The organism is Methanobrevibacter cuticularis, assembly GCF_001639285.1.
Lineage (GTDB): Archaea > Methanobacteriota > Methanobacteria > Methanobacteriales > Methanobacteriaceae > Methanobaculum > Methanobaculum cuticulare.
In genome coordinates, this window is record NZ_LWMW01000091.1 from 1 (window position 1) to 26,712 (window position 26,712).

Genomic DNA, 26,712 nt, shown 5'->3' on the forward strand with positions numbered 1-26,712 from the left:
CCCCCCCCCCCCCCTAAACATATAAACAACACACAAACAAAAAAATAAAAAAATAAACACAAAAAACACCCCAATACAAAAACAACCTACCTAAACCCCACAAACAATTCCCACACACAATTTTCATTTATAACAAACATCACAAAAAACTTTATGAAAAAAAATGAGCTACAAAACTCTAATTTATCCTAGTTTTCAGGTTATTTCATCCAAAATGGATGAAAAAAATCTCATTTAAAATAACAACATCAACACAATCCCCAAAAAAACAACACATGACACTTAACAAAAATGATCAAAAAAAGTACTAACAAACACGCACAGAAAATCAAATGACAGAATGAAGCCAAAAAAGGAATATATTGGGTTTACTCAAAAATTTATAAAGGTTATATAAAAATTATTATTTATGAGAAATTTTTTAAGAATTTCTAAAAGATTTTTATAACAATCTTAAAGCTTAAATTTATGAGAATTTTTAAGTAATATATAACTTTAAAGAAATGGTAGTTATGGAAAAGAAGTATTTATAGAAAAAATGGTGTTTAAAAGTGTTGATGGTTGAAATAGCTAAACTATGATTAATCTAAAGGAATAGAGCAATTGAAGAATAAAACAGAAGGTAAGTTTCGAATAATGTGAATCTCAAGGCATTTTCCTATGTAAGTTATGGTTGTATTTTATCTAATAATAGCTATATTAGCAATCATAGCATGAGTAATTATAAATAGCTCTGTTTCAAAGATACAAAATTTTTTAATAATTTTAAACCAGCGATTCCACTTTTTTCAGGGTGAAATTGGGTTGCAAATACGTTATTATCATGTAAAACTGCTGTAACATCTAAACCATATGGAGTAATGGCGGAAATAGCTGATTTGTCTTCTGGATCTACATAATATGAATGAACAAAGTAAAAAAATTTGTTGTTAGTTCCTTTCAAGATTGGGCAGGTATCATCAATTATTTTTAGCTGATTCCATCCCATGTGAGGGATTTTTTTACCTTTTGGAAGTTTTTTAACTCCTCCTTTAAAAATATCTAAGCCCTTAGCATTTGGGCTTTCTTCACTTTCTGATAAAAGTACTTGTAATCCTAAACAAATCCCTAAAAATGGTTTTCCATCATTTATATGTTCAATTATTAGCTGTTTATAAGGATCAATATTTTTCATAGCTTGTCCAAATGCTCCAACTCCTGGAAGAACTAAAAATTCTGAATCTGCAATTATTTCAGAGTCATTTGTAATTATATGTTCAAATCCAATCTTAGAAAATCCATTAGAGATACTTCTAAGGTTACCGCTACCATAGTCGATTATTGTAATCATGATTCCACTTAAATAAAATTAAAACTTAAAATAATTATATTATAACTTAACTTAAAGCAATTGTATTATAAATTATTGTATGATTCTATATAGAATTATAATAATCATTATATTTATTAAAAAATGTTATTAAATTTTTTTATTATTACCTTTTTAATTATTCTTTTAGTTATTGTTCTACTACTTTTTTTGCTAGTTTTTAATATTTTTTAATATTTATTCAAATAAAATATAGCAAATAAATTATTAAAAAGATTATTATTTATCGTTTTCCCATTGGATAACTGTTCTAAGCATCATACCAAAATCAGAATCCACGATCTTATCTGTTCCTAATGTCTTAGAATGAGCATCTAATTCAGCTACAACATGATTATAGCCCAAATTTTTGAGAGGTTCCACTAAACGTGGTCCATCAGTGATAGCTATTGATTCAACATCCAAATCTTCTATTCTTAATGCATGAGGAACTCCAGAGACAACCACTAAATCAATGTCATTATTTTTAATAAATTCCTCTGCTTTTCTAGGAGTAATAGGATATTCATCTAATCCCCCAATTATATAATCAATAGCTATTGTATTTCTTTCAAGTTCAGTTTTGATGTTATGTGCATGATTTCTTATTCTAGGAAGACCAATATTCTCATCTAAATTAGCTATTATCAAAGGATTAGTAACTTTATCGCCTGAATCAGATTTTATTTTAGAAAAATCTGTATTCAATATATCAGCAAAAAGATAAGCTGTTTCTTTTTTTGCATTTAAGACAAAAACTATTTTTTTTCCTTCTTTAATCTTTTCAATAATCAATTTAGCTATTTTTTCCTTGTTATCTCCAAAATTGGGTTTAATATAATCTCCTTGAGCCATTCCCCTAGTTTTTTCTACTTTAGTAGCTAATTTTAGCATTTCAATTTGACGATCTGCTTCTTCTTGAGGAATAACATCGTATTGAGCAGCTGATTCCAAAACAGCTATTGCTCCTTCAGTGTTATCTCCTTCTCCAAAACCTCCGTGAGATTCTACTGGCAGAACAATTGCGTCAATTTTTACAGATTCTATAGCTTCTTTTAAGTCTTCTCCTATAATCATACTTGCACAAGTTCCAACTATTCCTACAAGATCTGGGTTAAACATTTCCTCTGCTTTCTTTAGAGTTTCTTTAAGTTTATCACTTGCTCCAAATATAAAATCATTTTCAGCCATAGCTGTAGTTAAAACTCTAACTCCATCACCTTCAAGAAGGCGTCCTGTTCTAAAACAACATCCATGAGGCCCATGCATTATAATAACATCGGCATTCAGATCTCTTAATGTATAAAGGGAAGCAGCTATTGGACTTGGTCTTGGATGCATAATTATCCTCCAATGAAATAAAATTGTTTGTTATATGAAATATTAATCTTTAGAAATATCAATTTTAAACTTTTTAAAATTACAAGATATGTTTTATATAATTTTATTGTTAAATTTTAATATAAAAAATTGTTTATGAAATTTGTAATTTTTTAAAACTTTAAAAATAAGCTACAAATTTATTTTAAAAATAATTTCAAAATTATAATAATATTTTATTTTAAATTAATATTAATCATATTTATTATCTTAAATTAACAGTAATCATATTTATTTATCTTAAATTAATATTAATCATATCTATTATCTTAAATCAATATTAATCATACCTATTATTTTAAATTAACAGTAATCATATTTATTTATCTTAAATTAATATTAATCATGCTCATATTTGATTTTTTTGTTTTAAAAAAGATGAAAATTGAATAAATTTTTATATAAATATTTAAAGACTAATCAAGTTTAAATCCACCCTAAATTAGGGGACGATACAAAAAATTAGTACTTCATGAACTATTTTATTTTTTATAATATTTTGAGAATTTTTTGATTTTAATTTGAAACCTACTTTTTTTAGAACTTTTTGAGAAGCTAAATTATCAACAAAAGGATTAGCTAATATATAATCAAATTTAAACGTTTTAAATGCATATTTTACTATTTTTTTAATAGCTAATGTAGTTATACCATTGTTCCAGTAATCTTCACTCAACCAATAACCTAACTCACCCACTATCCTAGATTTATTATCACTAATGGGAACTACAGAGATTACACCAGCGATTTCCCCATTGATTTCAATACCAAAAGTTCTCATTGGAAATTCTTGATAAGTCATTTCTATAAATTTTTTTGCATCAGATATACTATAAGGATGTGGAAACTCATTAGTTAAAAATTTAGCTATATTATAATTGTTTGCATGTTTAGTTAAGCTATTACTATCACCTTTATTTAATTTTCTCAATTCAAAACTAAGATTTAACTGATTATTAGCTATTTAAATCCCCCATAATCTTACCAATATAATTTATATAAATTTGGAACAACCGATTCTAAATTATTTTCATCCCAATTCTCATCTATATCTTCTCCAAAAGAGATAGTATCAATAATATCAAATATTTCGTCAGATTCTAATTCAAATTCTCTTATTCTTTCATAATAAGTATCTAAATCATCAGATCCTATATTTTTATTAAAAGCTAATAAAGGGACAGAAAGCATTTGTTCATTTTCAAAATATTCATCATCATAAGGTATATCTAAATCTGCAAGAAAATCTGGATCCAATAATGCATTTAAATATGGTTCTTCTCCTCTAGATATTAACCAACCTCTAAAATAATCAAAACAATCATCACTACAACCACCATTCATTACATAAGCAGCAGCCCATAATTTCTTTTTATAGGATTCTTTAGCATAAATTTCATAGATTTTTCCAAATTTTAAAATTTCCTCTTGTGTATATTTGGACAATCTATCTATTAATATTTCCATTTGTTTATCTGTAGCCCAATCTGCTTCTTTATATGCTTCTTGGATTAAATTCCAAAATTCATTTTTATCCATCATTAAAACACCTGTTAAATTGCTAATTATCTAAATATTTAATACATTAAATTGAATAATTCATTGAAGTAGCTATCTCTATAAATTTTTTCATTAAATTAATTCTTTATTATTTATATTCTTAATTATATTATTAATTATATTATTGATTTTATAAAATATAATATTGATTACGATATTAACTATTATAAAATTTATAATAATCAAGAAGATTAAGAGAATATTTTATAAAATAGCTATTAGAAAATTTAAAAATTATAATAAAACCTAATTTAATAATAAAATCATGAAATAAAATTATAATAAAACCTACTTTAATAATAAAATCACGAAATAAAATTATAATCAAACCTATTTTATAGTAATAGTGGTAATGTTTGTAAATTATTAATATTTTTATTTCTCTTAAAAATTGTTTAAATTGAATTTAAAGATAAAAAATTGAATGTTATAATTTTATAAAATGATAAATTTTTCAATAACGACTATAATAATAAAATCATGAAAATAAATATAATAATAAAAATAGATCAAAAATAATTTTAATGAATTACTAAAATAATTTTAATGAATTACTAAAATGATTTTAATGAATAAATTAAAAATAGAAGTTAAAAATAGAGATAAATAAATGATAAATAGATATAATAATTTAATTATCCTTTTTAGTCTTTAAAAGTAAAATATGGGCAGTAACACAAATTCCAACAATAGCTAAGATAACTGTAATCAATAAACTACTAACTATAATAGCTGAAGCTATTAACATCACCCATAAGAAAATAAGGGTGTTTCTTTTAACATTCATTGGTACTCCTTTTTTGCCTTTATAGTTTTCTATATAGCTACCAAAGTACCTGTTGTTAGAAATCCATCTTTCTGCTTTTTTTGAACTTTTACTAAAACAAAAAGCTGCAGCTAAAATAAAAGGAGTAGTAGGTAAAACAGGAAGAGCTACTCCTACAGCACCTACACCTACTAAAACCACACCTAAGCTAAAGAAAAGTGTTCTTTTAGGTTTCATATTAAACAATACTATTAGTCCTAGATTATTATCCGAGCTTATTATATCATGTCACTAAATAAATTCTACTAATTTACTAGTTTCTCAATTATCTTAGGTTTTAATATTCTATAATTCATTTTTTAGTTGCTTCAACTCTCTCATCTTGAGACATTTCAGACAATTCTTTGACTCTGTTAACATCAAGACCTAAACCTTCAGCTACACGAGTTCCATATTCTGGTTCCGCTTTGTAAAAAAGAGAAGATTGTCTGTATTGGATTCTTTCCTGAGCATTACCCATGTGTCCAACAAGATTTGAAACTAAATGATCTTTATCCTCATCACTTAGAACTCTTCTCCAGAACTCACCTACTTGTACAAAGTCTACATCTTCAGTTGGTCTAGTATGTCTATTAATCTCTGCATCGACTTCAATAGTTGGTGGAGTAAATGTTTCATCTGGTTCTGGACCATTCATAGAGTTTGGATAATAATTAGGTTTTGATCCCCCATTATCTGAAACATTCATAGGTCCATCTCTTTGATAAATATTCACATCTGCATTTTTAGGACGGTTAATTGGAATTTGATGATGATTCGGTCCTAATCTATGTCTTTGAGTATCTTCGTAAGAAAATAGTCTTCCTTGTAATAACCTATCTGGAGATGGTCCAATTCCAGGGACAAAATTAGATGGAGCAAACGCGACTTGTTCAACTTCTGCAAAGTAATTCTCTGGATTTCTATTTAAAACCATTTTTCCAAGAGGTATTAAAGGATAATCCCCATGATACCATACTTTAGTTACATCAAATGGATCAAATTTATATTCCTTAGCTTCTTCTTTAGTCATCATCTGAACATAAACATCCCATTGAGGATAATTACCTTCTTCAATAGCTACAAACAAATCTTCTGTAGCGTGATCTGGATTTTCCCCACATATCTTAATAGACTCTTCATTAGTTAATGTTTCAATTCCTTGAGCTGTTTTAAAATGATATTTAACCCAAATATAATCATTGTCTTCATTATACCACATAAATGTGTGACTTGAAAAACAATGCATATGTCTGTAGTTTAAAGGAGTTCCTCTATCTGTAAATAAAAAAGTAGCCTGATGAATTGATTCTGGAGTTAAAGACATGAAATCCCAAAACATGTCTGCATCAGCTAAATTAGATTGTGGATGTCTTTTTTGAGTATGTATAAAATCAGGGAATTTTATAGCATCCCTTATAAAAAATATGGGAATATTATTTCCAACTAAATCATAGTTACCCTCTTCAGTGTAAAATTTCATTGCAGTTCCACGTGGATCTCTCTTTGCATCAGCAGATCCCCTTTCACCACCAACAGTAGAAAATCTTACAAACATCTCTGTTTTCTTACCTACCTTAGATAAAAATTTGGCTCTTGTATATTTAGAAAGGTCATTTGTAACTTCAAAATATCCGTGAGCTCCTGCTCCTTTAGCATGAACCACCCTTTCAGGTATCCTTTCCCTAGCAAAATGACCCAATTTCTCAGTTAAATGAGTGTCTTGTAGCATAGTATAGCTAGACTCTTTACCAGTTGTTATTGATGCTTGGTCATTTGGAACTGGAATTCCTTTATTTGTTGTATATTTCTTATCTTTTTTCATTTTGATTACCTCAAAACTATAAATAATTATGATAAACTATTTAGTCATGATAAACTATTAGTGTTTACATGTATATAATATTTTTTATTCAAAAAAAATATTTAAAAATAAAATATCTAAAAATATCATTTATTTTAATTATAACATCTTAATTGATTATTATTAAAAATAGACAATTTAAACATATCAACAATCAAATAAACCAATTATTATTAAAAATAGACAATTTAAACATATCAACAATCAAATAAACCAATTATTATTAAAAATAGACAATTTAAACATATCAACAATCAAATAAACCAATTATTATTATTAAAAATAGACTATTTAAAGATATCAACAATCTAATAAGTGGTGATTAAAAATAATTAAAAAGATAAGAATTGATGATTAAAAATGACAAGTATTGTTGTGGTAAATTAATTGTTTAGCTAGTAATAATACTTATAATATCTCCATTGCAGAGTTTATATTCACTACCTACTCGCATATTCTTTTTAGCATCAATAGCATGCATAAATTTCTCTCCAATATCTGTATGAATTATATATGCAAGTTCTCTAGGAACTGATCCATGAGGGACTAAAATTGCATCTGGAAGGACGTTTCCTTTTTGATCTGTTAGTTTATGTTCATCTTCAACAGGATAAACTACTATCATTTTCAACAGTTGGAAAATAGCTGTATTAAGAGCTTTTTGGACTCCAGTTCCATCATATTTTTCTAATACATTAACTTTAATGTGTTCAAGAGCTTTTTTTTGATTTTCATTTAATTCTTCATCTTTTAATATAGTAAAACTATTATCTCCTGATTTATAGTCGATTAATCCTGCCTCATTAGCTCTGATTAAAGCTATTTCTGATTCTGCTGAAGCTGGAATCACATTAGGATATTTTTCTTTGATTCTTTTTATGTTTTCTTCTGATGTTGGAAGATCTGCCTTGTTGGCTACAATCAACATGGGTTTAGCTATTCTCAAAAGATTAGTAACTAGTTGAATCATATCTTCTTCATTCCATTTGGAGTAATCATCTACAATAGTTCTTTTAGCATCAACAATATTCTCAAGACTCACTCCAGTCCCTGATAGTTGTTCATATATGACTTTGGCAATATCGAGTTTTTCAGCTTCTATCTTTCGTATGAGTCTTGTCCAGTTTTTATTAAGTATTCCATACATCCACATTACAATCTCATATTCAAGGAATTCGATATCCTCTAAAGGATCATGAGTTCCAGGATCAACTGGCCTTCCTTCTTCATCAGTGGATCCTGATGCATCAATAACATGGATAAAAACCTTTGCCTGTCTTAAATCATCTAAAAATTTGTTTCCTAATCCCCTTCCTTCATGAGCTCCTGGTACGAGACCTGCCACATCAATAAGTTCAACTGGAATCAATCTTGTTCCTTCAAAACATTTAGAATTTCGAGGATTACAAGTCAGTTCAAGTTCATGACATGGACAAGGACTTCTAACATGAGCAACTGCTTTATTAGCATCTATGGTTGTAAATGGATAATCAGCCATTTCAACTTTTGAAGCTGTTGCTGAGTTAAAAAATGATGATTTTCCAACGTTTGGTTTTCCTGTAACGGCAATTTGAAGCATTTTTATCACAAAACTATAATCTATAATAATCTAATCTAAGTTTAATTTTTTGATTTATAAATTTAATTTAATCTTTTAAATTTAATCTTTTAAATTTGATTTAATCTTTTAAAGTAATCTTTTAAATTTAATTTAATCTTTTAAAGTAATCTTTTAAATTTAATTTATAATAATTCTATCTTATTTAAAATTTATATTTTATATCAAATAATAAAAACTTAATTAAAATAATAAATAATAAAATAATTAGATACCATAATCATCACATGAAAATTAATCTATTAATTAATATTACTAATGATATATTAATTATTTATATTAATAATGATTTAGTAATTAAATATTTACTTAAAAAAGTAGGTGTATGATGACATTATATATTGTGGGAATTGGACCAGGCTCAAAAGAATATTTAACTCAAATAGCTATTGAAGTTGTCAAAAATTCAGAAGTTGTTATTGGTAGTCAACGTGCAATTGATCTCTTTAGTAATCTCAATGAAACCATTGTTTTTAATGTTAAGGATCTTCAAGAAAAATTAGAACTTTCTGTTGATTTAGCTATTGGTGGTAAAGATATTTGTGTTTTATCTACAGGAGATCCTGGTTTTTCAGGGATTTTAAAGCCCATTTTAAAGATAGCTAAAGAAAAGAATCTAAACAAAGATAATATTGAAGTGATTCCTGGAATTAGTTCATTACAATTAGCTGCTGCTAAAAATAGGATTTCCTGGGATAATACTAATATAATGACATTTCATGGTAGAGAAAACATAAAAGACATTTTGAAAATTATTGATAATGGTTCAACTACCATCAGTTTACCATCTAAAAGTGTAAAAGATATGGCTAAATTCTTACTGGATAATGGTGTTGATCCAAAACGAGAAATAGGTATTTGTGAAAGACTTAGCTATGATGATGAAAGAATTCTTAAAACTACCCTGAAAGACGTAGCTAATAATGAGTTTAGCTATATGTGTGTAATGATTATTTTTAAATAGCTAAAAATTATTTTTAAATAGGTAAAAGAAACCAAAAACAAAATAAAAAGAATAATTTTAAATAGCTAAGTAAAACAACCCATTAATAAAATAAAAAAAGAAAATTATTTTTTAAAATAAAAAAATAGCTATTAAATAACTAAATCCCGGTTAATTTCCAGGATCTAACTAGCTATTAAATACTATCATCTATAAAGCCAATTTATCTATTTGAACTATTAATTGTTTAATGTATTTATTAGTAATAGCTAAACTTTCATATTTATAGGTTTCATAAACAAGAGTCTTTGTTCCAGATTGAACTAAAGGATTAGTACAATATGGAGGACTTGTCTGAGATGCTGGGTAGTAATAAGAAAGCCCAGGGATATTTTTAATTATTTTATTAGCTATTACCTTTGATTTAGCATTATTTAAAGGAGCAAATAAAAAATTTGTTTTTTTATAGTTTCCTCCTTCACGAGTTCCTTGATTAGAATGTACATCAACAACCAAGTTATATTTAGCCTTTTTAGCATGCGGAAGTATATATTTTTGAGATAATAATTGTCCATTCATTCTACCTTGATCATAGCTTGAAGGATTACTTGTAACTGTTATTTTGTAAATATAGTACTTATATTTCAATTTATTGGAATTAGCTATTAAATTATTATATAGTGAGTTGTGTGCCTGATTTTCAAGAGGATGTACACCAATAATATAAGCTATTTTAACTTTTGAATTAAGATTTCCAATTGCTCCTAGAAATTGAACATATCCTAAATTATTTTTACCTAATATAGTGGTAGGAAATTGACTTGCAAAATATGTATCTCTTGTATAAGTAGGAACATACATATTAAGAGGATCAGCCCTTTTAATATCAATTGAAACATAATAAGGTAACTTAGAACTGGTTTTAGATAATATTTTAGAGAACAAAAAGATAAGGGTCTGATATTGCAATTTGTTCCCACCAGCAGTTAATACATGATTAGGAACTTTTTTATTTTTATCTACATATTTTATAAGAGTAGTAGCATACTTATAATAATAAACTGAATAAATCTTACCTCTAACCCAAGATCCAGAAGTTTTAGTTGGATTTTTAACATTATACTTAACTATTATATTAGATTTAATGTTTTTTTGCTTATTATAAATAGTTTTAGACATTAAGTACAAAAATTCAGGCATTGAGAATTTATATCCAGAAATAGTAACATAATTCGGTAATCTTTTATTTTTAACAGCATAGCTATTGATAGATTTTGCTGCCTTTATTATATTATTTTGTGATAAATTTTTAGGTCCCCCATTAGTGGAAGAATTCGGTGAAACCGTAGATCCATTAGTATTGTTTTGAGTACTATTATTAGTAGAATTTGAATTATTAACATTTGAAGAAGCATTTTCTTCGCTTGCAATCGAAAGCGTGGCAATACTCTCTTGATTATTATTTTCAGAAGATAAATTCATACTTGCATTATTATCTGCAGCAGAAAGAATACTTAAAGATGAAAATACTGCCATTATCACTATTAAAATAAATACAGAATGTTTAATTTTTCTTGTTGCCATTATTAAAAAAACCCCCAATATTAATGTTTATAATATGCAATTTGATTAATATAATTCTTTTGGAAATTAGATAATATAATTATTTCCATTAGCCGATTATTAATTAAGTTAATATTAACTATTCAATCTTTTAATTAAATAAATTCACACCATTACCATTCAATCTTTTAATTAAATAAATTCACACCATTACCATTCAATATTTTAATTAAATAAATTCACACCATTACCATTCAATCTTTTAATTAAATAAATTCACACCATTACCATTCAATCTTTTAATTTTTGAAATGAAATTGAATTCCTTAAAAATATGTTCAAAGAAAAGATTATGGAACTAAAAAGGAATTACTAAATTAAATTAAGAATATTAAAGTAAAATAGCGTCTTTTTCTACTTCATCTGAAGTTTTTCCTTCATAAAGTATTGCAGCTACTTCTTCTAATTTTTCAATGCCTTTTACTTCATCCTTAAATAAAGGAATTTCAGCTAGTTCTTGATGTGAAAATTTTTGTCGGATTAAAGCTAAGCGTTTTTGTTGTAACTTATGTCTAGATTGACAAAAATCACAATTCTCAATATCTGGCATTACTTGATTGACAATCACTCCGTCGACATGCATATTATACTTGTTAAGAGCATCCATAGCCCTATCAGATTCATAAATAGACATTTCTTCAGGAATTACAACCATTTTAAATGTAGTTTGTTCGGGATCTGACATTACCTTTTTAGCTTCATCAATTTTTCTCTTTGTTTCTTCAAGATCTGCTGTAGATTGTGGATCATTTTCATCACCCATAAATGGAACCATGTTTTTAAAAGCACTAGCTACACTTCCAAGTTTGGTTCTGACTTTGATCATTTTGCCTAACCAAGAATCCATTAATTCTGGAAAAGATAAGAATCTTAATGTGTGTCCTGTTGGAGCAGTATCAAACACAACCACATCATATTCGTTAGTTGTCATTACTTGTAAAAATATTTCAAAAGCAGCTGCTTCATCAGCGCCAGGGGAGGAAGAAGCCATGTCAAGTTGATCTCCTAATATATCCAATCCCATAGCTTGTTCAGAGCCTGATGATAATTTTTGACTTTCAAGTTGTGCTTGTTGTTGTTTCATAGCTATTTCAGGATCTATCTCCACAGCATATAAATTTGACATGATAAGTGTTGGAGAATTACTAACAGGAGCTTCTAAAGAATCAGAAAGCGAATGAGCTGGATCTGTAGAAACTATTAATGTTTTTTTACCTTGATTAGCCATCCAAATTGCAGTAGCTGATGAAACAGATGTTTTACCTACTCCTCCTTTTCCTCCTACAAAAACGAAGGTTGTTTTTCCCTTTTTAAAGTTAAAAAGATTTTTAAATGCCATTTTATGCCTCCTAATTATTATACCTAATTATTATAAAATAATGAATAATTGCTGAGTAATTATAATACTATACCAATCTGTCAAATTAAGGAATATGATATTTTGATTTTTCATGGATCTAACATTTCATTTAAATAGAAATTATTAAAAAATTAATTAAAAATTTTAAAATTTTAAAGAAAATTTTCTTAATTTGGTAGCATTAAATTATAGTTATTAGCAATCTAATATAATTAAGAAAATATATAATACTTTCGAATTTTCATGTGAAAAAATTCCACATTATTTTTCATTATCTATTTTTCTCTAATTATGTGTGTTATATCCACTAAACATTAAGTGATAAAAAACCAGAAAAAATATGTTAAAACAAGCTAGTCCTGAAATAAAAAGTAAACAAATAAGTAATATTTATTACCTTAGTTCAACAAATTATATAAAAAGAAATACAAAATTAATAATCATTTGTACAATAAAAATAACTAATATAGTTATTGCTAACTGATTTTTGTATAAAAAATAGCTAAAAATATTATTAGTATTCTAGGTGATTTAGTATTACTAAATGCTGTTTTTGTTATGTTATTAATAAGGGTTAAATATATGAAATTTGAGAGAGTTATATGATAAAATTACCTGAAATTCCTCAAGACAAATTTAAAGAAGAAATAGTCCAATTCATCAAAAGAATAGCTAGTGAAGCAAGGGTGGAAGGAATTGTTATTGGTTTAAGTGGAGGAATTGATTCAACAGTTGTTGCATATCTTTTAACAGAAGCTATTGGTCCTGAAAATGTTTTTGCATATCATTTATCTAGTTCAACGACTCCCTTAGAGGATACTGAACATGCACAATTAGTAGCTAAGCTATTGAAAATTCAATATCAAGAAATAGGTATTGATGAGATAGCTAAAAAGTTTTTAGAATTATCTTACATAAAAACAGACGAAACAAATGTGGTCAAAATAGCTGAAGGCAATTTAAAAGCTAGAATAAGGATGTCTCTTTTATATTACTTTGCAAACATGAAAAATTGCCTTGTGGCAGGAACAGGGAATAGAAGTGAGCTATTAATTGGATATTTCACAAAATATGGAGACGGTGCCTGTGATTTTGAACCTATAGGTAATATCTATAAAACACAACTAAGAAAACTAGCAAAAAAGTGGAATATTCCAAAAGAAATTATAACTAAACCGCCAAGAGCAGGATTATGGATTAATCAAAAGGATGAAGAGGAAATTGGACTTAGTTATGATATATTAGATCAGCTATTATATTTAATGATTGATAAAAAGTTAAGTGATGAAGATATAATAAAAGAAATTAATATTAGTCCTGAAGAAATCAATATGATTAGAGCTAGAGTGTCTAATAACCAACATAAACTCCAGTTTCCTCCAAGTCCTAGCATAAACAAAAAATAATTATTAACCATGTGATAATATGATAGCTTTAATTTATATTACAACAAGCAATGAAGAAGAAGCTCTTAAAATAGGGTCTAAAATGGTTAAAGAGAGGTTAGCTGCTTGTTGTAATGTTATAAAAGATATGAAATCTATATATTGGTGGGAAAACAAAATTGCAAATGACAATGAATCAATTCTTTTACTTAAAACACTGGATAAAAATGTTGACAAAATAATTCAAAAAGTAGAAGAAATTCATAGTTATGAAAACCCATGTATTCTTGCATTACCCATTATAAAATCTTCTGATAGCTATTTAAAGTGGATTGAAGAAGAAATTGAATAACATTTAGTTAAAGATTGGATAATGGCTAAAGTTATCATGATCCTCAGTTACTTCTTATTCCTTGTAACTTTTCTAATTTTTAGCATTTATTTAGATTTTTTTGAGATGAAACTTTGTATAAACTTTTATTTTTTATGTTCTATATTGAAACATTTTAGTGGATATAATAAATTTTAAAAACATTTTATTACTGGTTTTTTTTTACCTTTTTAAAAGATTACCAAAGTTTTTGTAATTAAAGAAGCTATTTTATATTTTAATGTTGCTTATAACATAACATTATACAATGAAATATTAAAATCTAATTTAATATGATTTAATATGATTTGAAGTAATAACTTAAATTCATAACATATAATTATGAATATAAAAATGAAAAATAATAATCTAAAAAAATAACCTAAAAAAAATAATCTAAAATAATAACCTAAAAAAAATAATCTAAAATGATAATCTAAATTTATAACCTAAATAATAACCTAAATTTATAAAATATAATTTGAATATAATTATTTATATATTGAATATAATTATTAAATGTAAAAATCTTAAGAAACTTATTAATTAAAAATTTTTAAATAACTTAATTATTTATCAAAAATTAATTGGTGTAGTATTTAAAATGAGTCAGTTAATTAAAGTAAGCATTTTAAATTAGATAATCTTATTAATAGTACAAATTTACAGGTGATTGAATGAGCAAGAACATTGAAAAAAAATGGCAAGAAAAGTGGAAAAATGCAAAACTATTTCAATCAGATCCTGATGAAAGGGAAAAATTATTTTTAACAGTAGCTTATCCATATCCTAGTGGAGCTATGCATATCGGACATGGGAGAACCTACACTGTACCTGATGTTTATGCAAGATTCAAAAGAATGCAAGGATACAACGTATTATTCCCAATGGGATGGCATGTGACTGGTGCACCAGTTATAGGAATAGCTAGTAGAATAAAAGAAAAAGATTCTTGGACACTGGATCTATATGAAAATGTTCATAAAGTTCCTAAAGATACTTTATCTAAACTTTCAGATCCAGAATTCATTGTGAAATATTTCAGTAATGAATATCATGAAGTGATGGATGCTATGGGTTATTCTATAGATTGGAGAAGAGAATTCAGAACTACAGATCCTAGCTATCAAAAATTCATAGAATGGCAACTAAAAAAATTAAAATCTATGGATTTAGTTAAAAAAGGAAAACATGCAGTTAAATATTGCCCAAAAGATGATAACCCTGTAGGAGATCATGATCTTTTAGAAGGAGAAAGTGCAACCATAAATGAGCTTACTCTACTTAAATTTGAAATTGATGGAAAGTATCTAGTTCCTGCTACATTCAGACCAGAAACCATATTTGGAGCTACCAATCTTTGGTTGAATCCAGATGTTGAATACATTGAAGTAAATAATAATGATGAAACATGGATAATAAGTGAAAAAGCTTATTACAATCTTTCAAATCAAATTAAAGATTTAAAAATCATTGGAAAAATAGACCCAAACACACTAATCAGTAAAATGGTGAAAAATCCTGTTACAGGAACCTTACATCCCATACTTCCAGCAAGTTTTGTTGATCCAGAATATGGTAGTGGAAGCGTGTTTTCTGTTCCTGGACATGCCCCAGCAGATTATATCGCTCTTCAGGATCTTAAAAACAATGCAGAATTATTAAAAAAATATGATCTAGTTGAAACTGTAGCTAATATAGAACCTATTAATGTGGTTACTCTTAAAAAATACAGTGATATTCCAGCTAGAGATGTTATTGAAAGATTAAGAGTTAAAAATCAAGAAGATCCGAAATTAGAAGAAGCTACAAACGAATTATACAAAGTAGAACATTCAAAAGGAATTATTAGTTCACATATTCCAGATTATGCTGGAGAAAGAGTGGCTATTGCAAGAGATGAAATCAGAAACTCTATGATAAATGCATCACAAGCTAGCATGATGTATGATTTCTCACAACATCCAGTTATCTGTAGATGTGGAAACAGATGTGTAGTTAAAATAATGGATGATCAGTGGTTCCTTAAATATTCAGATGAAGAATGGAAAGAAAAAACTAGGGATTGTCTTTCTCAAGAAACAATTATTCCTCCTGAAGTTAAATCGAATTTTGAATATTATATTGGATGGTTAGAAGACTGGGCATGTTCAAGAAGGATTGGTCTTGGAACTAAACTTCCATGGGATAAACAATGGCTAATTGAACCATTAACTGATTCTACCATATATATGTCTTATTATACAATAGCTAAATACTTAAAAAAAATGGATGCTGAGAAATTAAATGACGCTTTCTTTGATAAAATATTTTTAAATAAATCATCTCAAAACAATGAAGAAGATTTAGAAGATATAAAATTTGATAAAGAAATAGTTAAAGAAATACAAGATGAATTCGACTATTGGTATCCATTGGATTGGAGATTATCTGCAAAAGATCTTGTTGGGAATCATTTAAGTTTCCATTTATTCCATCATGCAACAATATTCCCTAAAAAAAACTGGCCTAATGGAACTGTTGTCTTTGGAATGGGATTACTTGAGGGAAATAAAATGTCTTCATCTAAGGGAAATGTTATTATCCTTTCTCAAGCTATTGAAGAGTATGGTGCAGATGTCGTGCGATTATTTTTAATGTCATCAGCTGAACCATGGCAAGACTTTGATTGGAGAGAAAAAGAAGTGAAAGGGACCAAAAGACGTCTTGAATGGTTCTTTGAGTTTGCTGAAAAAATTGAAAAAATCAAAGGTTCTCCAATCAATATCAGTTCTATTGAAAAAGTTGAATTAAATAGAGATATTGATTTTTGGATGATGAGTCAGTTGAATTTAAGGTTAAAAGATGCAACAATTGCTTTAGAAGGATTCCAAACAAGAAAAGCATTACAAGACTCTCTTTTCCTCCTTAAAAAGGATTTAGATCATTACATGTATCGAGTGAAACATCTTCTTGATAAAAAAGATGAAGCTATTATCTATGTACTTTCCACAGTCTTAAAGACATGGATAAAAATTTTAGCCCCATTTACACCACATACCTGTGAAGAAATATGGGAAACTCATGGAGGAGAAGGTTTCCTAATCGAAGAAGAATGGCCTCAATTTGAAGAATGCTTAATAAATGATGTAGTTCAAAAATCAGAAGAAATCATTCAAAATATGGTTAAAGACATCATTGAAATAAAAAAAATTGTTGATGTAGATCCAAAAATTATTCATATTTATCCATCCCCTGATTGGAAATGGGATATTTATGAAATAGCTAATGAAGTTGGAAAACCAGACATTGGGCAAATAATAGGAAAATCCATGAAAGCAAATTTACATGATGATAAAAAAGAACTCTCTGAATTTGCAAAGAAAATAGCTAGAGAAATGACAAAAACTAATTACACTGGAAAAATTGATGAAATAGCTGTCTTGAATGATGCTAAAGATTTCATTGAAGAAGAAATATCTGGAAAAATAATTATACATGAAGATAACAGCTATGATCCTGAAAATAAGGCTAGAAACGCTATGCCTTACAAACCAGCTATTTATTTAGAATAATAAAAGTATGAAAAATCGATGGATTGAAATGTTGTAGTCATATTAACTGATTTGATAATGTTCCAATGTCTTCAATATTTATTTTAACAATATCTCCTCTTTTCATTTGACCTACACCAGGAGGAGTTCCAGTAGATATTATATCTCCAGAGTTCAATGTCATTATATTAGATATGAATTCAATAAGTTCTGCTGAAGAGAAAATCATATTTTTTGTGTTGGAATTTTGTTTGGTTTCACCATTTAATGTTAGTGAAATGTTTTGATTCTTAGAATCCATTTCTGTTTCAATGACTGGACCAATAGGACAGAAAGTATCAAAACTTTTAGCCCTTGTCCATTGTTCATCTTTTCTTTGGATATCTCTTGCAGTAACATCATTTAAAATGGTGTATCCCCCTATATATTCATGAGCTTCTTCAATCCCAATATTTTTACCATCTTTAGAAACCACAATAGCTAATTCTGCTTCATAATCAACTTCATCAGACATTTCAGGATATTTAATAGAATCATTATGAGCAATAATTGCACTTGGAGGTTTTAAAAATATCCTTGGTTCTTGAGGAATCTCCATATTTAACTCCTTTGCATGGTCCTTATAATTCAAGCCAATACAAATAATTTTAGAGGGAACTATAGGAGGTAAAAATTGAATATCATCTAAAGAATAGCTCATTTGAACCTTTTTAGCCACATATTTCCAATTGTGACAATTAATTAGAAGGCTTTCTATTGAATCCGAAAGCTCCACAACTTTTTTACCATCAAAGTATCCTATTTTTATTTTATTATTTTCTAAAAATCTTAAAAATTTCAATTTTATACCCTTCTAAACTTATTAATTTAAATAATTTAAAGAAAGTTAATTAAGTTATAATGATTTAAAGATAAAAGTTATAATGATTTAAAGATAACCATTCAATAACTATTTTTTAATAATATTCATTTTTATTATATACAATAGAAAAAATTTGTATACAATAAATCGCAATATAGAAAATCAACAAGTGTTTTTAAAAAATATACGAGAATCAATTGACATCATTTAAAATAAATATAAATAGTTGCTTAATTTGATATGATGAGTACTATGATATTTATATGATTCTTTCAATTGGAACAACTAAAATATCTCGAGCACCAGCATTTTTAAGACTGTGAACTAAATTAAAAACTTTTTCTTCATCTACAACTGCTTGAATAGCAACAGTATCCTCTTTATCGGATAATACCTTAGATACAGTTGGTCCAGCCATAGCAGGCATTAAACTTTTTATTGTTTCTAAATTAACTGAAGAAACATTCATCATTAACAATTTTTTTCTGTCTGCATCAATGACTCCTTTCATACTGATTTTTACATTTTCAATTAGATTTTTCTTTTGCTTATAACTCTTTGTATTAGCTATTAATTTTATAGAACTATCTAAAATATTATCAATTATTTTTAGGTGATTCATTTTTAAAGTCGTTCCAGTGCTAGTTAAATCAGCTATTATATCGGCTACTCCAATGAAAGGAGCTATTTCAGTAGATCCACTTAGTTCAACTATCCTTGCTTCAATTCCATTGGCCATCAAATAGCTATTTGTAATATTAGGAAATTCAGTAGCTACAACAACCCCTGATTTTAAATCATCAATAGAATTTATATCAGAATCTTCAGGTGATGCTAAAACCAAAGAAGTTGAACCAAAATCTAAATCTGCAAGTATTTCCACATCAGCTGAATTTTCTTTAATCAAGTCCAGCCCTGTTATTCCCATATCTACAACACCATCTTCTACATAGCTAGGAATATCAGCTGCACGAGCAAACATCACATCAATATCCGCATTATGAGTTTTAGAAAATAACTTCCTATTTCCTGAATCTTTGAGTCTTAGTCCAGCTTTTTCTAAAATAGCTATTGCAGGATTACTGATTCTTCCTTTTGAAGGTATAGCAATTTTGATCTTCATTTTTTTCATCCATTTATATAATCATGATTTATAAGTCTTTTTTGGAATTTTTTATTGATATGGTAGATTCATTTTATTATATGTAGATTCAGTATTAAAATTAGTATTAAACTTATAATTATAATCAATCGAGTTCATCATTGATCTTAAGATTATTAATCTTATAAATAAGATTATAATTAATATTATAATTAATACTATAATTAATAGTAACTAATATTATTACAGTTTAATTTACTATAAAATCAATATTATTTTAATAATAAATTATTAGTAACTAAATATTTAATGCACTTAATAAATAAATATATTTATAAAAATAATATCATGATTAAAATAATCATTTGATAAATAAATCTTAAAAAATTTTATAATTATAAAAATATTTAGAAATTATAAATAACTTATAATAATTTCATGATTTTATTTGTGGTGTATAATATGGAAACAAAAAATATTCTAATAAAAAATGTTTTAATTCTAAATCCTAAGGATAACGATGAAAATAATAATCATGATCATATTGAAATATTTAAAGGGTCTGTGTTGATTGAAAATGATAGAATAGCTGAAATATCCTCTGAAATATCCTCAAGTGATGTGAATAAAATAATTGATGGTGAAAACAAAATATTAATGCCTGGACTCATTAACACACACAATCATATATCTATGAATCTTTTTAGAGGTATAGCAGACGATATACCATTAGAAACATGGTTAAAGGATAACATTTGGCCCTTAGAAGCTGGATTAAATGGAAAATATTGTTATGCTGGAGCTATTTTAGCAGCAATTGAAATGATAAAATCCGGAACTACTACATTTAATGATATGTATTTTTTTATGGAAGATGTAGCTAATGCAACTAAAGATTCAGGAATTCGAGGATGTTTATCCCATGGAATGATTGATTTTGGAGATCCTGAAAAAAGAGAAAAAGAATTTAAAGAAAATATCAAGTTAATCAAAAATTGTAATAATAAAGCAGAAGGAAGAATAAAAACATTTTTTGGGCCTCATTCTCCAGTAACTGCTTCAAAAGAGCTATTAGAAAGAGTGAGAAAAGAAGCCAATAAATATAATGTTGGAATTCATATCCATATGAATGAAACTCAGATAGAAGTTGAAAATGTTCTTAAAACCACTGGTAAGAGGCCTTTTGAATATCTTGAGGAACTTAAGTTCTTAGGTGATGATGTAATAGCTGCCCATGGAGTATGGTTATCTAAAGAAGAAATGAATATTATAAAAAATCGAGATGTTAAAATATCCCATAATCCGTGCAGCAATATGAAATTAGCTTCAGGAATATCCCCAATAAATGAATTATTAGAAAAAAAAATTTGTGTAAGTTTAGGAACAGATGGTGCTGCATCAAACAATAATTTAGACATGTTTGAAGAGATGAAATTCGCATCACTTCTTCAAAAAGTCAATACTATGAATCCTCAATCTCTTCCGTCTGATATGGCTCTTAAGATGGCTACTTTAAATGGAGCTAAATCTTTAGGATTAGAAAATGATATAGGTAGTATAGAAGTGGGTAAAAAAGCAGATGTGATTTTAATAGATGTTGATAGTGCTAATATGACCCCTATGAGTAAAAAAATCAGTTCTAATTTAGTTTATTCTGCAAATGGCTCTAATGTTCATACAACCATTTGTAATGGTGAAATATTAATGGAAAATAGAAAACTAACAAAGTTAAATGAAGCTGATATTTTACAACAAGGCAATATAGCTATTAAAGAATTAATTGAAGCTAAAGAAGCTGAAAATTAATTTAAAGAAAATAAATCACTGCAAAAAAAAATAAATTAATTTGAATAAAAATAAATCACTAAAAAAAAAAATTAATTTAAAGAAAATAAATCACTATAAAAAAAATTAATTTAAAGAAAATAAATCACTAAAAATTAATTAAAAGAAAATAAAATTATCTAGCAATGAATTTCACTTCATTTTTGTTCATAACAATACTTTTTTTCCATTCAGATTTTGTTTCAGGATAATCTTCTCTAAAATGAGCACCACGACTTTCTTTTCTAATTAAAGCTGATTTAACTACAAGTATAGCTATTTCAATCATGTTAATAACTTCTAATCCTTCTTGTAATCCTTTATTAAAATGAGTTTCAGTAGTTATATCCATATCTTTCAACTTTTGTTTTAGAAGATTTATTTCATTCATTGCCTCTTTAAGACCATTTTCATTTCTAATAATAGCTACTTTGTTCCACATCAAAGTTTGAAGAGCTTTTTTTATTTCAAACGGACGAATATTCCCTTTTTTTATGAGTGATTCGATTCTAGACTCTTCTTTTTTGATTTCTTCTTCATTTATCTGAAAATCAGTATTCTTTGCAGATAATGATGCAGATGTTCCTGCTCTTTTTCCAAATACTTGAGTATCAGCTAATGCATTGCCACCAAGTCTATTTGCCCCATGGATTCCTCCAGTAACTTCACCTGCAGCAAAAAGATTAGGTATTGAAGAGTTACAATTTTCATCAATTTTAACTCCACCCATGAAATGATGAGCTGTTGGAGCTACCTCCATTGGCTGATTTCTAATGTCTAAATCAACATCTAAAAATTGTAAAAGCATTGTTTCAAGTTTTTCTTCAATTAATTCATTTGATAGATGACTCACATCTAGATAAACTCCATGATTTTCATTTCCCCGACCTTCTCTAATTTCATTATAAATAGCTCTAGAGACAACGTCACGGGTAGCTAACTCCATTCTATCGTCATAATTACCCATAAATCTTTCATTATTTTTATTTAATAGAATTCCTCCTTCACTACGAACAGCTTCAGTTACAAGTATACCTTTTCTAGATTCAGGATAAAACATTCCAGTAGGATGAAATTGAATCTCTTCCATGTCAATTAAATCAGCACCAGCATTCCAAGCTAATGCAAAGCCATCCCCATTCTTTTGAAATGTGTTTGAAGTGACAGGATATAATTGACCTGCACCACCAGTAGCTAAAATCACTGCTTTAGCTTGGAAAAATACAGTTTTAGAGTTTCTTAGATATAATCCTACAGCTCCAATTACAGTAGACTTGGTTTTATCTAAAACAAGAGAAGTTATCATTACTTCATCTATTGTAGCTATTTCTCTCTTAATTATTTCTTCTTTAAGTGCCATTATTATTTCATGTCCAGTTCTATCTCCTTGAAAACAAGTCCTTTTAAAGGTTTGACCTCCAAAAGGTCTTTGATTCAATTCACCAGAATCTTGTCTATCAAAAAGAGCACCATAATCTTCTAAATCAATTAATCTATCAGGAGCTTCATCAACTAATATTTTAGCTAAATTTGGATCATTAAGATATCCTCCACCCTTTAATGTATCCTCAAAATGAACATCTTTTGTATCTTCTTTATCAACAAAAGCAAACACGGCATTATAACCACCTTCAGCCATTCCAGTGCATCCAGATCTGAAAGAAAGACCTTTAGATATTATAAGTGGTTTCAATCCTTGATTTGATACCTCAATAGCTGCACGGCACCCTGCTCCACCAGATCCAATAATTAACACATCAGATTCAATAATCCTACTTTCCATGATTATTATATATTGAAGTAGCTTTATTTAATTTTTATGATAATTAGACAGCCAAAAGATAAATTTTCTAAAAATTAATATAAACTTTAAAAAAATAATGAAGATAGTTAAAAAGTTAAAAATAATAATTTAAAACAATAGTTTTTTTTATAATAAAATTAATAATAATATTAAATTAGTCAATTAATAAATGATGCTAATTAAATAAATAATCATTACTATAATTAATAAGAAATCCTAAATAAATACCCATGATCTTAATAAATTAACTATACAAATACATTTAATAAGCTCAATCAATAAATAATCATAATTAAATAAGAAATCCTAAACAAATACCCATAATCTAAATAAATTAACTATACAAATATATTTAATGATATAAATGAAAATTGAAGGAAATATTGCCACAGGATATGGAAAAGGAGCCTACTTTTTGGGACAAGAGTTCTATAAAAATAAATTCAATGAAAAATGTGGTTTTATTCCATTTCCTGGAACATTAAATATCATTGTTCCAGAAGAGAAGTTAGAATATATTAAAAAATTAAAAAATAGTTCTAAGAACACGATAAAATCAGATGAAGGATTTGGTGGTGTTAAATATATTAAAGCTATCTTAGAAAATAGTATAACTGGAGCTATTGTATTCCCTGACAAAACAACTCATGAAGAAAATTATTTAGAATTTATAGCTGAAGATAATCTAAGGAAAAAACTTAATTTAAAAGATGGAGATAAAGTTAAGATTCAAATTACTGATTTTTAATATTCTTCAATAAAATAAGTAAATAATAACTACAGGAGATATATTTTATTAAATAATTAATAATTTATTAATAGTAATTACCATAATACAGATAAAGGTGAGATCATGTTAAATAAAGCATTGAAAGCATTGCAAAATGGTGAATTTATTCTTATGTTTGATGATGAAAAGAGAGAAAGTGAAACAGACATGATAATAGGAGCTGAATTCGTTACAGGTCGTGAAGTAGCTACTATGAGAGAGGATGCTGGAGGATTGATTTGTTGTTGTATTCATCCAGATTTCTGTGATAAATTAAAATTACCATTTATGACAGATATCATGAATGCAGCCACTGAAAAATATCCAGTGCTAGGAGAATTAATTCCAAATGATATTCCTTATGATGAAAGATCTTCATTTTCAATTTGGGCAAATCATAGAAAAACTTTCACCGGGATAACCGATAATGATAGAGCATTAACCATAAATAGTATGGCAAAATTATGTAAGGAAGAAAGATTTTCTGAATTTGGAGAAGAATTTAGATCTCCTGGCCATGTATCTCTTCTTAGAGGAGCTAATAATTTGCTTAAAAATAGACAAGGCCATACAGAAATAGGATTAGCTATGGCTCAAATGGCAGGGATAACTCCAGTTACAGTTGTATGTGAAATGATGGATGGAAAAACTGGAGAAGCCAGAACAATAGCTGATGCTGAAAAATATGCAGAAGAACATGATCTTGTATTTTTAGATGGAAATATTGTAATTGATGAATATCTAAAATAAGTAGCTAATTTATTTAAAAATGCATTATAAGAAAAAATAGCTAAGTAAAAGATAAATGAACTATTAAAAACAACAAAAACAATTAATAAATAATAAATAATAAATAATAAATAATAAATAATAAATAATAAATTAAAAAGCAATAAAAACAATTAATAAATGAAGTGTGAACTATTGATTAAGATTAAAAATATTTTTTTATTTCATCAAAAGATAGATATCCTTGAAATTTAGGAATAGGCATCATTTGAATTATTGTTTCTAAATCAAGATATTTTTCAATTGTATCAAGGGCAGCTAATGAAAAATCATCATAGTTAATTTCTACCTCTGGTGTTGTTTTTCGTTCATCAAGTTTTATCTTAGGAATAGCTAATATTTCTTCAACACCAGTCTGATTTTCTATGAATGTAGCTATTTCATTAAATATTTTCATATCATAAACTTTATTTAATATGATTCCATTGATATTTACCCCCATTTCTTTCAAAATTTTGCTGTGAGCAATTAAATCAATAGCTGCTGATTCAATTCCTCCCTTATTCACTCCAGAAACTAATAACAGGGGAATATTTGATGAAATAGCTATTTCTACACCAGAATAGGGTATTTTTTCATTTAAAAGTCCTGTGAAAACACTCATCACTCCTTCAATTACTACGAAGTCGTAATCTAATTTTTTAACTCTCTTTAAAGTTTCTTCTATATCCATCCATCCCAAATGCCCTATCTTAATAGATGCAAAGTCTTCCATTTTTCCTTTCGTGAGGTAAAGGGCTGGGATTGTATCTCTAACATCTGGTCCAACTTTTAAAATAGCTACTTTAAACCCTTTTTTTGTTAAAGCTCCAGCTATTCCTGTTGTTATAAAAGTTTTTCCAGAATCAGAGCCTGTACTTCCAATCATTAAAGTTGGAGGGATATTATTTTCGCAAGTATTATGGGAATTGTGTATAGACTTAGAAAAATCATTATTAGCTATTTTCTTAGTAGAAACAATCCCTTTATTAATAACTACCGGATAATTAATAGCTATTCCAGAATTAATAGCTAATTCAGTCTTAATAACTTTTTTAACTTTTTTATTATCTTCAAATATTTGCTTTTTAGTTTCACCAGTAGCATCTAAAAAATTAAATACATTTTCAACAATAAGAGGATTATTATCAAGAATACCATGAATCATGGTTCCAATAACATTACCATCATCATTTCTAACTCCAGAAAGAACAGAACTATCAACATCAGAATAATTAGCTCTTCTTAGTTTAGAATAAATTATTGGTATTTCATTGTTTTCAATATTACCATATGTATGAGAGTGGAATCCACGAATATTATCTTTTATTTTATGTGTTAAAAAAGAGTCATTTTTAGTATATGCTTCAACCCTATCATTATTAATTAGTGGTGAAAAATCAACATCGAGAAGTCCTATTCCTTTTTTTATAATTGGGCAAGGAGATTTTCTTCCAACATCAGTTTGATTGGCCAATGATTGAAACCCAGAGCATATTCCTATTATGAATTTACCTTCACTAGCTATTTTTTTTAATTCCTTCTCTAAATCAGATCCCAAAGAATTAGCTTCGATGATACTTCCCCCAGGGATTATGATTCCATCTAAGACTTTATGAGCTTTAATCCCATTTACTAGGCCATTAGATTTTACAATGTTTGTTGGAAGATTTCCAAAATCTTCAAATCCTGGAAGAGATCCTTTAATATAAGCTAATCCAATGTTCATCATTATACCAATAGCTATTTTCTATATTTAATAATTGTTTTGTTAATTAAAATATGATAATAATC

The 26,712-nt window shown here is 27.3% G+C and carries 20 protein-coding genes; 7 read left to right on the forward strand and 13 right to left on the reverse strand.

Features of this window, described 5'->3' with window-relative positions:
* Nucleotides 1–721: 721 nt before the first annotated feature.
* The 7 genes from hisH to MBCUT_RS04005 form a co-directional block, all read right to left on the reverse strand.
* Nucleotides 722–1,330, reverse strand: coding sequence for an imidazole glycerol phosphate synthase subunit HisH (gene hisH, locus MBCUT_RS03975; protein ID WP_067259150.1), 609 nt, complete (start codon nt 1,328–1,330; stop codon nt 722–724).
* A 258-nt stretch (nt 1,331–1,588) separates the two neighbouring features.
* The gene (cfbD, locus tag MBCUT_RS03980; RefSeq protein WP_067259153.1) at nt 1,589–2,689 is read right to left on the reverse strand and encodes a Ni-sirohydrochlorin a,c-diamide reductive cyclase catalytic subunit; all 1,101 of its coding nucleotides are present in this window, start codon (nt 2,687–2,689) and stop codon (nt 1,589–1,591) included.
* A gap of 481 nt (nt 2,690–3,170) precedes the next feature.
* Nucleotides 3,171–3,659: a GNAT family N-acetyltransferase gene (locus MBCUT_RS03985; protein ID WP_169805387.1), complete on the reverse strand. Its 489-nt coding sequence runs from the start codon at nt 3,657–3,659 to the stop codon at nt 3,171–3,173.
* A 50-nt stretch (nt 3,660–3,709) separates the two neighbouring features.
* The gene (locus tag MBCUT_RS03990) at nt 3,710–4,267 is read right to left on the reverse strand and encodes a DUF4240 domain-containing protein (protein ID WP_157082472.1); all 558 of its coding nucleotides are present in this window, start codon (nt 4,265–4,267) and stop codon (nt 3,710–3,712) included.
* Nucleotides 4,268–4,919: 652 nt separating this feature from the next.
* Complete coding sequence (locus tag MBCUT_RS03995; RefSeq protein ID WP_084270707.1) at nt 4,920–5,291, reverse strand: YbaN family protein; 372 nt, start codon at nt 5,289–5,291, stop codon at nt 4,920–4,922.
* Nucleotides 5,292–5,406: 115 nt separating this feature from the next.
* Nucleotides 5,407–6,918: a catalase gene (locus MBCUT_RS04000; RefSeq protein ID WP_067259161.1), complete on the reverse strand. Its 1,512-nt coding sequence runs from the start codon at nt 6,916–6,918 to the stop codon at nt 5,407–5,409.
* Nucleotides 6,919–7,348: 430 nt separating this feature from the next.
* Complete coding sequence (locus MBCUT_RS04005) at nt 7,349–8,536, reverse strand: redox-regulated ATPase YchF (RefSeq protein ID WP_067259164.1); 1,188 nt, start codon at nt 8,534–8,536, stop codon at nt 7,349–7,351.
* A 364-nt stretch (nt 8,537–8,900) separates the two neighbouring features.
* Here MBCUT_RS04005 and MBCUT_RS04010 point away from each other — a divergent pair, with 364 nt between their 5' ends.
* On the forward strand, nt 8,901–9,539 hold the full coding sequence (locus tag MBCUT_RS04010; RefSeq protein WP_067259166.1) for a cobalt-precorrin-7 (C(5))-methyltransferase: 639 nt from the start codon (nt 8,901–8,903) through the stop codon (nt 9,537–9,539).
* 189 nt (nt 9,540–9,728) lie between these two features.
* On the opposite strand, the gene MBCUT_RS04015 is transcribed toward MBCUT_RS04010, so the two are convergent.
* Nucleotides 9,729–11,102 carry a pseudomurein-binding repeat-containing protein gene (locus MBCUT_RS04015; protein WP_067259168.1) on the reverse strand — a complete coding sequence of 458 codons (1,374 nt, stop codon included), beginning with the start codon at nt 11,100–11,102 and terminating at the stop codon, nt 9,729–9,731.
* Between the two features lie 370 nt (nt 11,103–11,472).
* Nucleotides 11,473–12,480 carry an ArsA family ATPase gene (locus tag MBCUT_RS04020; protein WP_067259170.1) on the reverse strand — a complete coding sequence of 336 codons (1,008 nt, stop codon included), beginning with the start codon at nt 12,478–12,480 and terminating at the stop codon, nt 11,473–11,475.
* A gap of 623 nt (nt 12,481–13,103) precedes the next feature.
* Here MBCUT_RS04020 and MBCUT_RS04025 point away from each other — a divergent pair.
* The 3 genes from MBCUT_RS04025 (at nt 13,104) to leuS (ending at nt 17,810) form a co-directional block, all read left to right on the forward strand.
* Nucleotides 13,104–13,907 (forward strand): NAD+ synthase, encoded by an 804-nt coding sequence (locus tag MBCUT_RS04025; protein WP_067259172.1) that lies wholly within the window; start codon nt 13,104–13,106, stop codon nt 13,905–13,907.
* A 19-nt stretch (nt 13,908–13,926) separates the two neighbouring features.
* Entirely contained in the window at nt 13,927–14,238 is a 312-nt protein-coding gene (gene cutA, locus MBCUT_RS04030) for a divalent-cation tolerance protein CutA (protein ID WP_067259174.1), read from the forward strand.
* Between the two features lie 695 nt (nt 14,239–14,933).
* On the forward strand, nt 14,934–17,810 hold the full coding sequence (gene leuS, locus MBCUT_RS04035) for a leucine--tRNA ligase (RefSeq protein WP_067259177.1): 2,877 nt from the start codon (nt 14,934–14,936) through the stop codon (nt 17,808–17,810).
* Between the two features lie 37 nt (nt 17,811–17,847).
* On the opposite strand, the gene MBCUT_RS04040 is transcribed toward leuS, so the two are convergent.
* Together MBCUT_RS04040 and hisG are read right to left on the reverse strand one after the other, a co-directional pair.
* On the reverse strand, nt 17,848–18,630 hold the full coding sequence (locus MBCUT_RS04040; RefSeq protein ID WP_067259179.1) for a fumarylacetoacetate hydrolase family protein: 783 nt from the start codon (nt 18,628–18,630) through the stop codon (nt 17,848–17,850).
* Nucleotides 18,631–18,910: 280 nt separating this feature from the next.
* Nucleotides 18,911–19,774, reverse strand: coding sequence for an ATP phosphoribosyltransferase (gene hisG, locus MBCUT_RS04045; protein ID WP_067259182.1), 864 nt, complete (start codon nt 19,772–19,774; stop codon nt 18,911–18,913).
* Between the two features lie 441 nt (nt 19,775–20,215).
* On the opposite strand from hisG, the gene MBCUT_RS04050 reads away from it, so the two are divergent.
* The gene (locus tag MBCUT_RS04050; RefSeq protein WP_067259184.1) at nt 20,216–21,559 is read left to right on the forward strand and encodes an amidohydrolase family protein; all 1,344 of its coding nucleotides are present in this window, start codon (nt 20,216–20,218) and stop codon (nt 21,557–21,559) included.
* Between the two features lie 154 nt (nt 21,560–21,713).
* Here MBCUT_RS04050 and tfrA read toward each other — a convergent pair whose 3' ends face one another.
* Nucleotides 21,714–23,360 (reverse strand): fumarate reductase (CoM/CoB) subunit TfrA, encoded by a 1,647-nt coding sequence (gene tfrA / locus MBCUT_RS04055; RefSeq protein WP_067259186.1) that lies wholly within the window; start codon nt 23,358–23,360, stop codon nt 21,714–21,716.
* A 385-nt stretch (nt 23,361–23,745) separates the two neighbouring features.
* Between tfrA and MBCUT_RS04060 the strand changes: the two genes are divergently transcribed.
* Complete coding sequence (locus MBCUT_RS04060) at nt 23,746–24,129, forward strand: DUF120 domain-containing protein (RefSeq protein WP_067259188.1); 384 nt, start codon at nt 23,746–23,748, stop codon at nt 24,127–24,129.
* A gap of 105 nt (nt 24,130–24,234) precedes the next feature.
* Nucleotides 24,235–24,900 carry a 3,4-dihydroxy-2-butanone-4-phosphate synthase gene (gene ribB, locus MBCUT_RS04065; RefSeq protein WP_067259190.1) on the forward strand — a complete coding sequence of 222 codons (666 nt, stop codon included), beginning with the start codon at nt 24,235–24,237 and terminating at the stop codon, nt 24,898–24,900.
* Between the two features lie 184 nt (nt 24,901–25,084).
* On the opposite strand, the gene MBCUT_RS04070 is transcribed toward ribB, so the two are convergent.
* Nucleotides 25,085–26,650 carry an AAA family ATPase gene (locus MBCUT_RS04070; RefSeq protein ID WP_067259192.1) on the reverse strand — a complete coding sequence of 522 codons (1,566 nt, stop codon included), beginning with the start codon at nt 26,648–26,650 and terminating at the stop codon, nt 25,085–25,087.
* Nucleotides 26,651–26,712 lie beyond the last annotated feature (62 nt).

Bases quoted from the DNA above. Each gene is read 5' to 3' on its own strand.
- hisH (WP_067259150.1), bottom strand. From the start codon at position 1,330: ATGATTACAATAATCGACTATGGTAGCGGTAACCTTAGAAGTATCTCT.
- cfbD (WP_067259153.1), bottom strand. From the start codon at position 2,689: ATGCATCCAAGACCAAGTCCAATAGCTGCTTCCCTTTATACATTAAGA.
- MBCUT_RS03990 (WP_157082472.1), bottom strand. From the start codon at position 4,267: ATGGATAAAAATGAATTTTGGAATTTAATCCAAGAAGCATATAAAGAA.
- MBCUT_RS03995 (WP_084270707.1), bottom strand. From the start codon at position 5,291: ATGAAACCTAAAAGAACACTTTTCTTTAGCTTAGGTGTGGTTTTAGTA.
- MBCUT_RS04000 (WP_067259161.1), bottom strand. From the start codon at position 6,918: ATGAAAAAAGATAAGAAATATACAACAAATAAAGGAATTCCAGTTCCA.
- MBCUT_RS04005 (WP_067259164.1), bottom strand. From the start codon at position 8,536: ATGCTTCAAATTGCCGTTACAGGAAAACCAAACGTTGGAAAATCATCA.
- MBCUT_RS04010 (WP_067259166.1), top strand. From the start codon at position 8,901: ATGATGACATTATATATTGTGGGAATTGGACCAGGCTCAAAAGAATAT.
- MBCUT_RS04015 (WP_067259168.1), bottom strand. From the start codon at position 11,102: ATGGCAACAAGAAAAATTAAACATTCTGTATTTATTTTAATAGTGATA.
- MBCUT_RS04020 (WP_067259170.1), bottom strand. From the start codon at position 12,480: ATGGCATTTAAAAATCTTTTTAACTTTAAAAAGGGAAAAACAACCTTC.
- MBCUT_RS04025 (WP_067259172.1), top strand. From the start codon at position 13,104: ATGATAAAATTACCTGAAATTCCTCAAGACAAATTTAAAGAAGAAATA.
- cutA (WP_067259174.1), top strand. From the start codon at position 13,927: ATGATAGCTTTAATTTATATTACAACAAGCAATGAAGAAGAAGCTCTT.
- leuS (WP_067259177.1), top strand. From the start codon at position 14,934: ATGAGCAAGAACATTGAAAAAAAATGGCAAGAAAAGTGGAAAAATGCA.
- hisG (WP_067259182.1), bottom strand. From the start codon at position 19,774: ATGAAGATCAAAATTGCTATACCTTCAAAAGGAAGAATCAGTAATCCT.
- MBCUT_RS04050 (WP_067259184.1), top strand. From the start codon at position 20,216: ATGGAAACAAAAAATATTCTAATAAAAAATGTTTTAATTCTAAATCCT.
- tfrA (WP_067259186.1), bottom strand. From the start codon at position 23,360: ATGGAAAGTAGGATTATTGAATCTGATGTGTTAATTATTGGATCTGGT.
- MBCUT_RS04060 (WP_067259188.1), top strand. From the start codon at position 23,746: ATGAAAATTGAAGGAAATATTGCCACAGGATATGGAAAAGGAGCCTAC.
- ribB (WP_067259190.1), top strand. From the start codon at position 24,235: ATGTTAAATAAAGCATTGAAAGCATTGCAAAATGGTGAATTTATTCTT.
- MBCUT_RS04070 (WP_067259192.1), bottom strand. From the start codon at position 26,650: ATGATGAACATTGGATTAGCTTATATTAAAGGATCTCTTCCAGGATTT.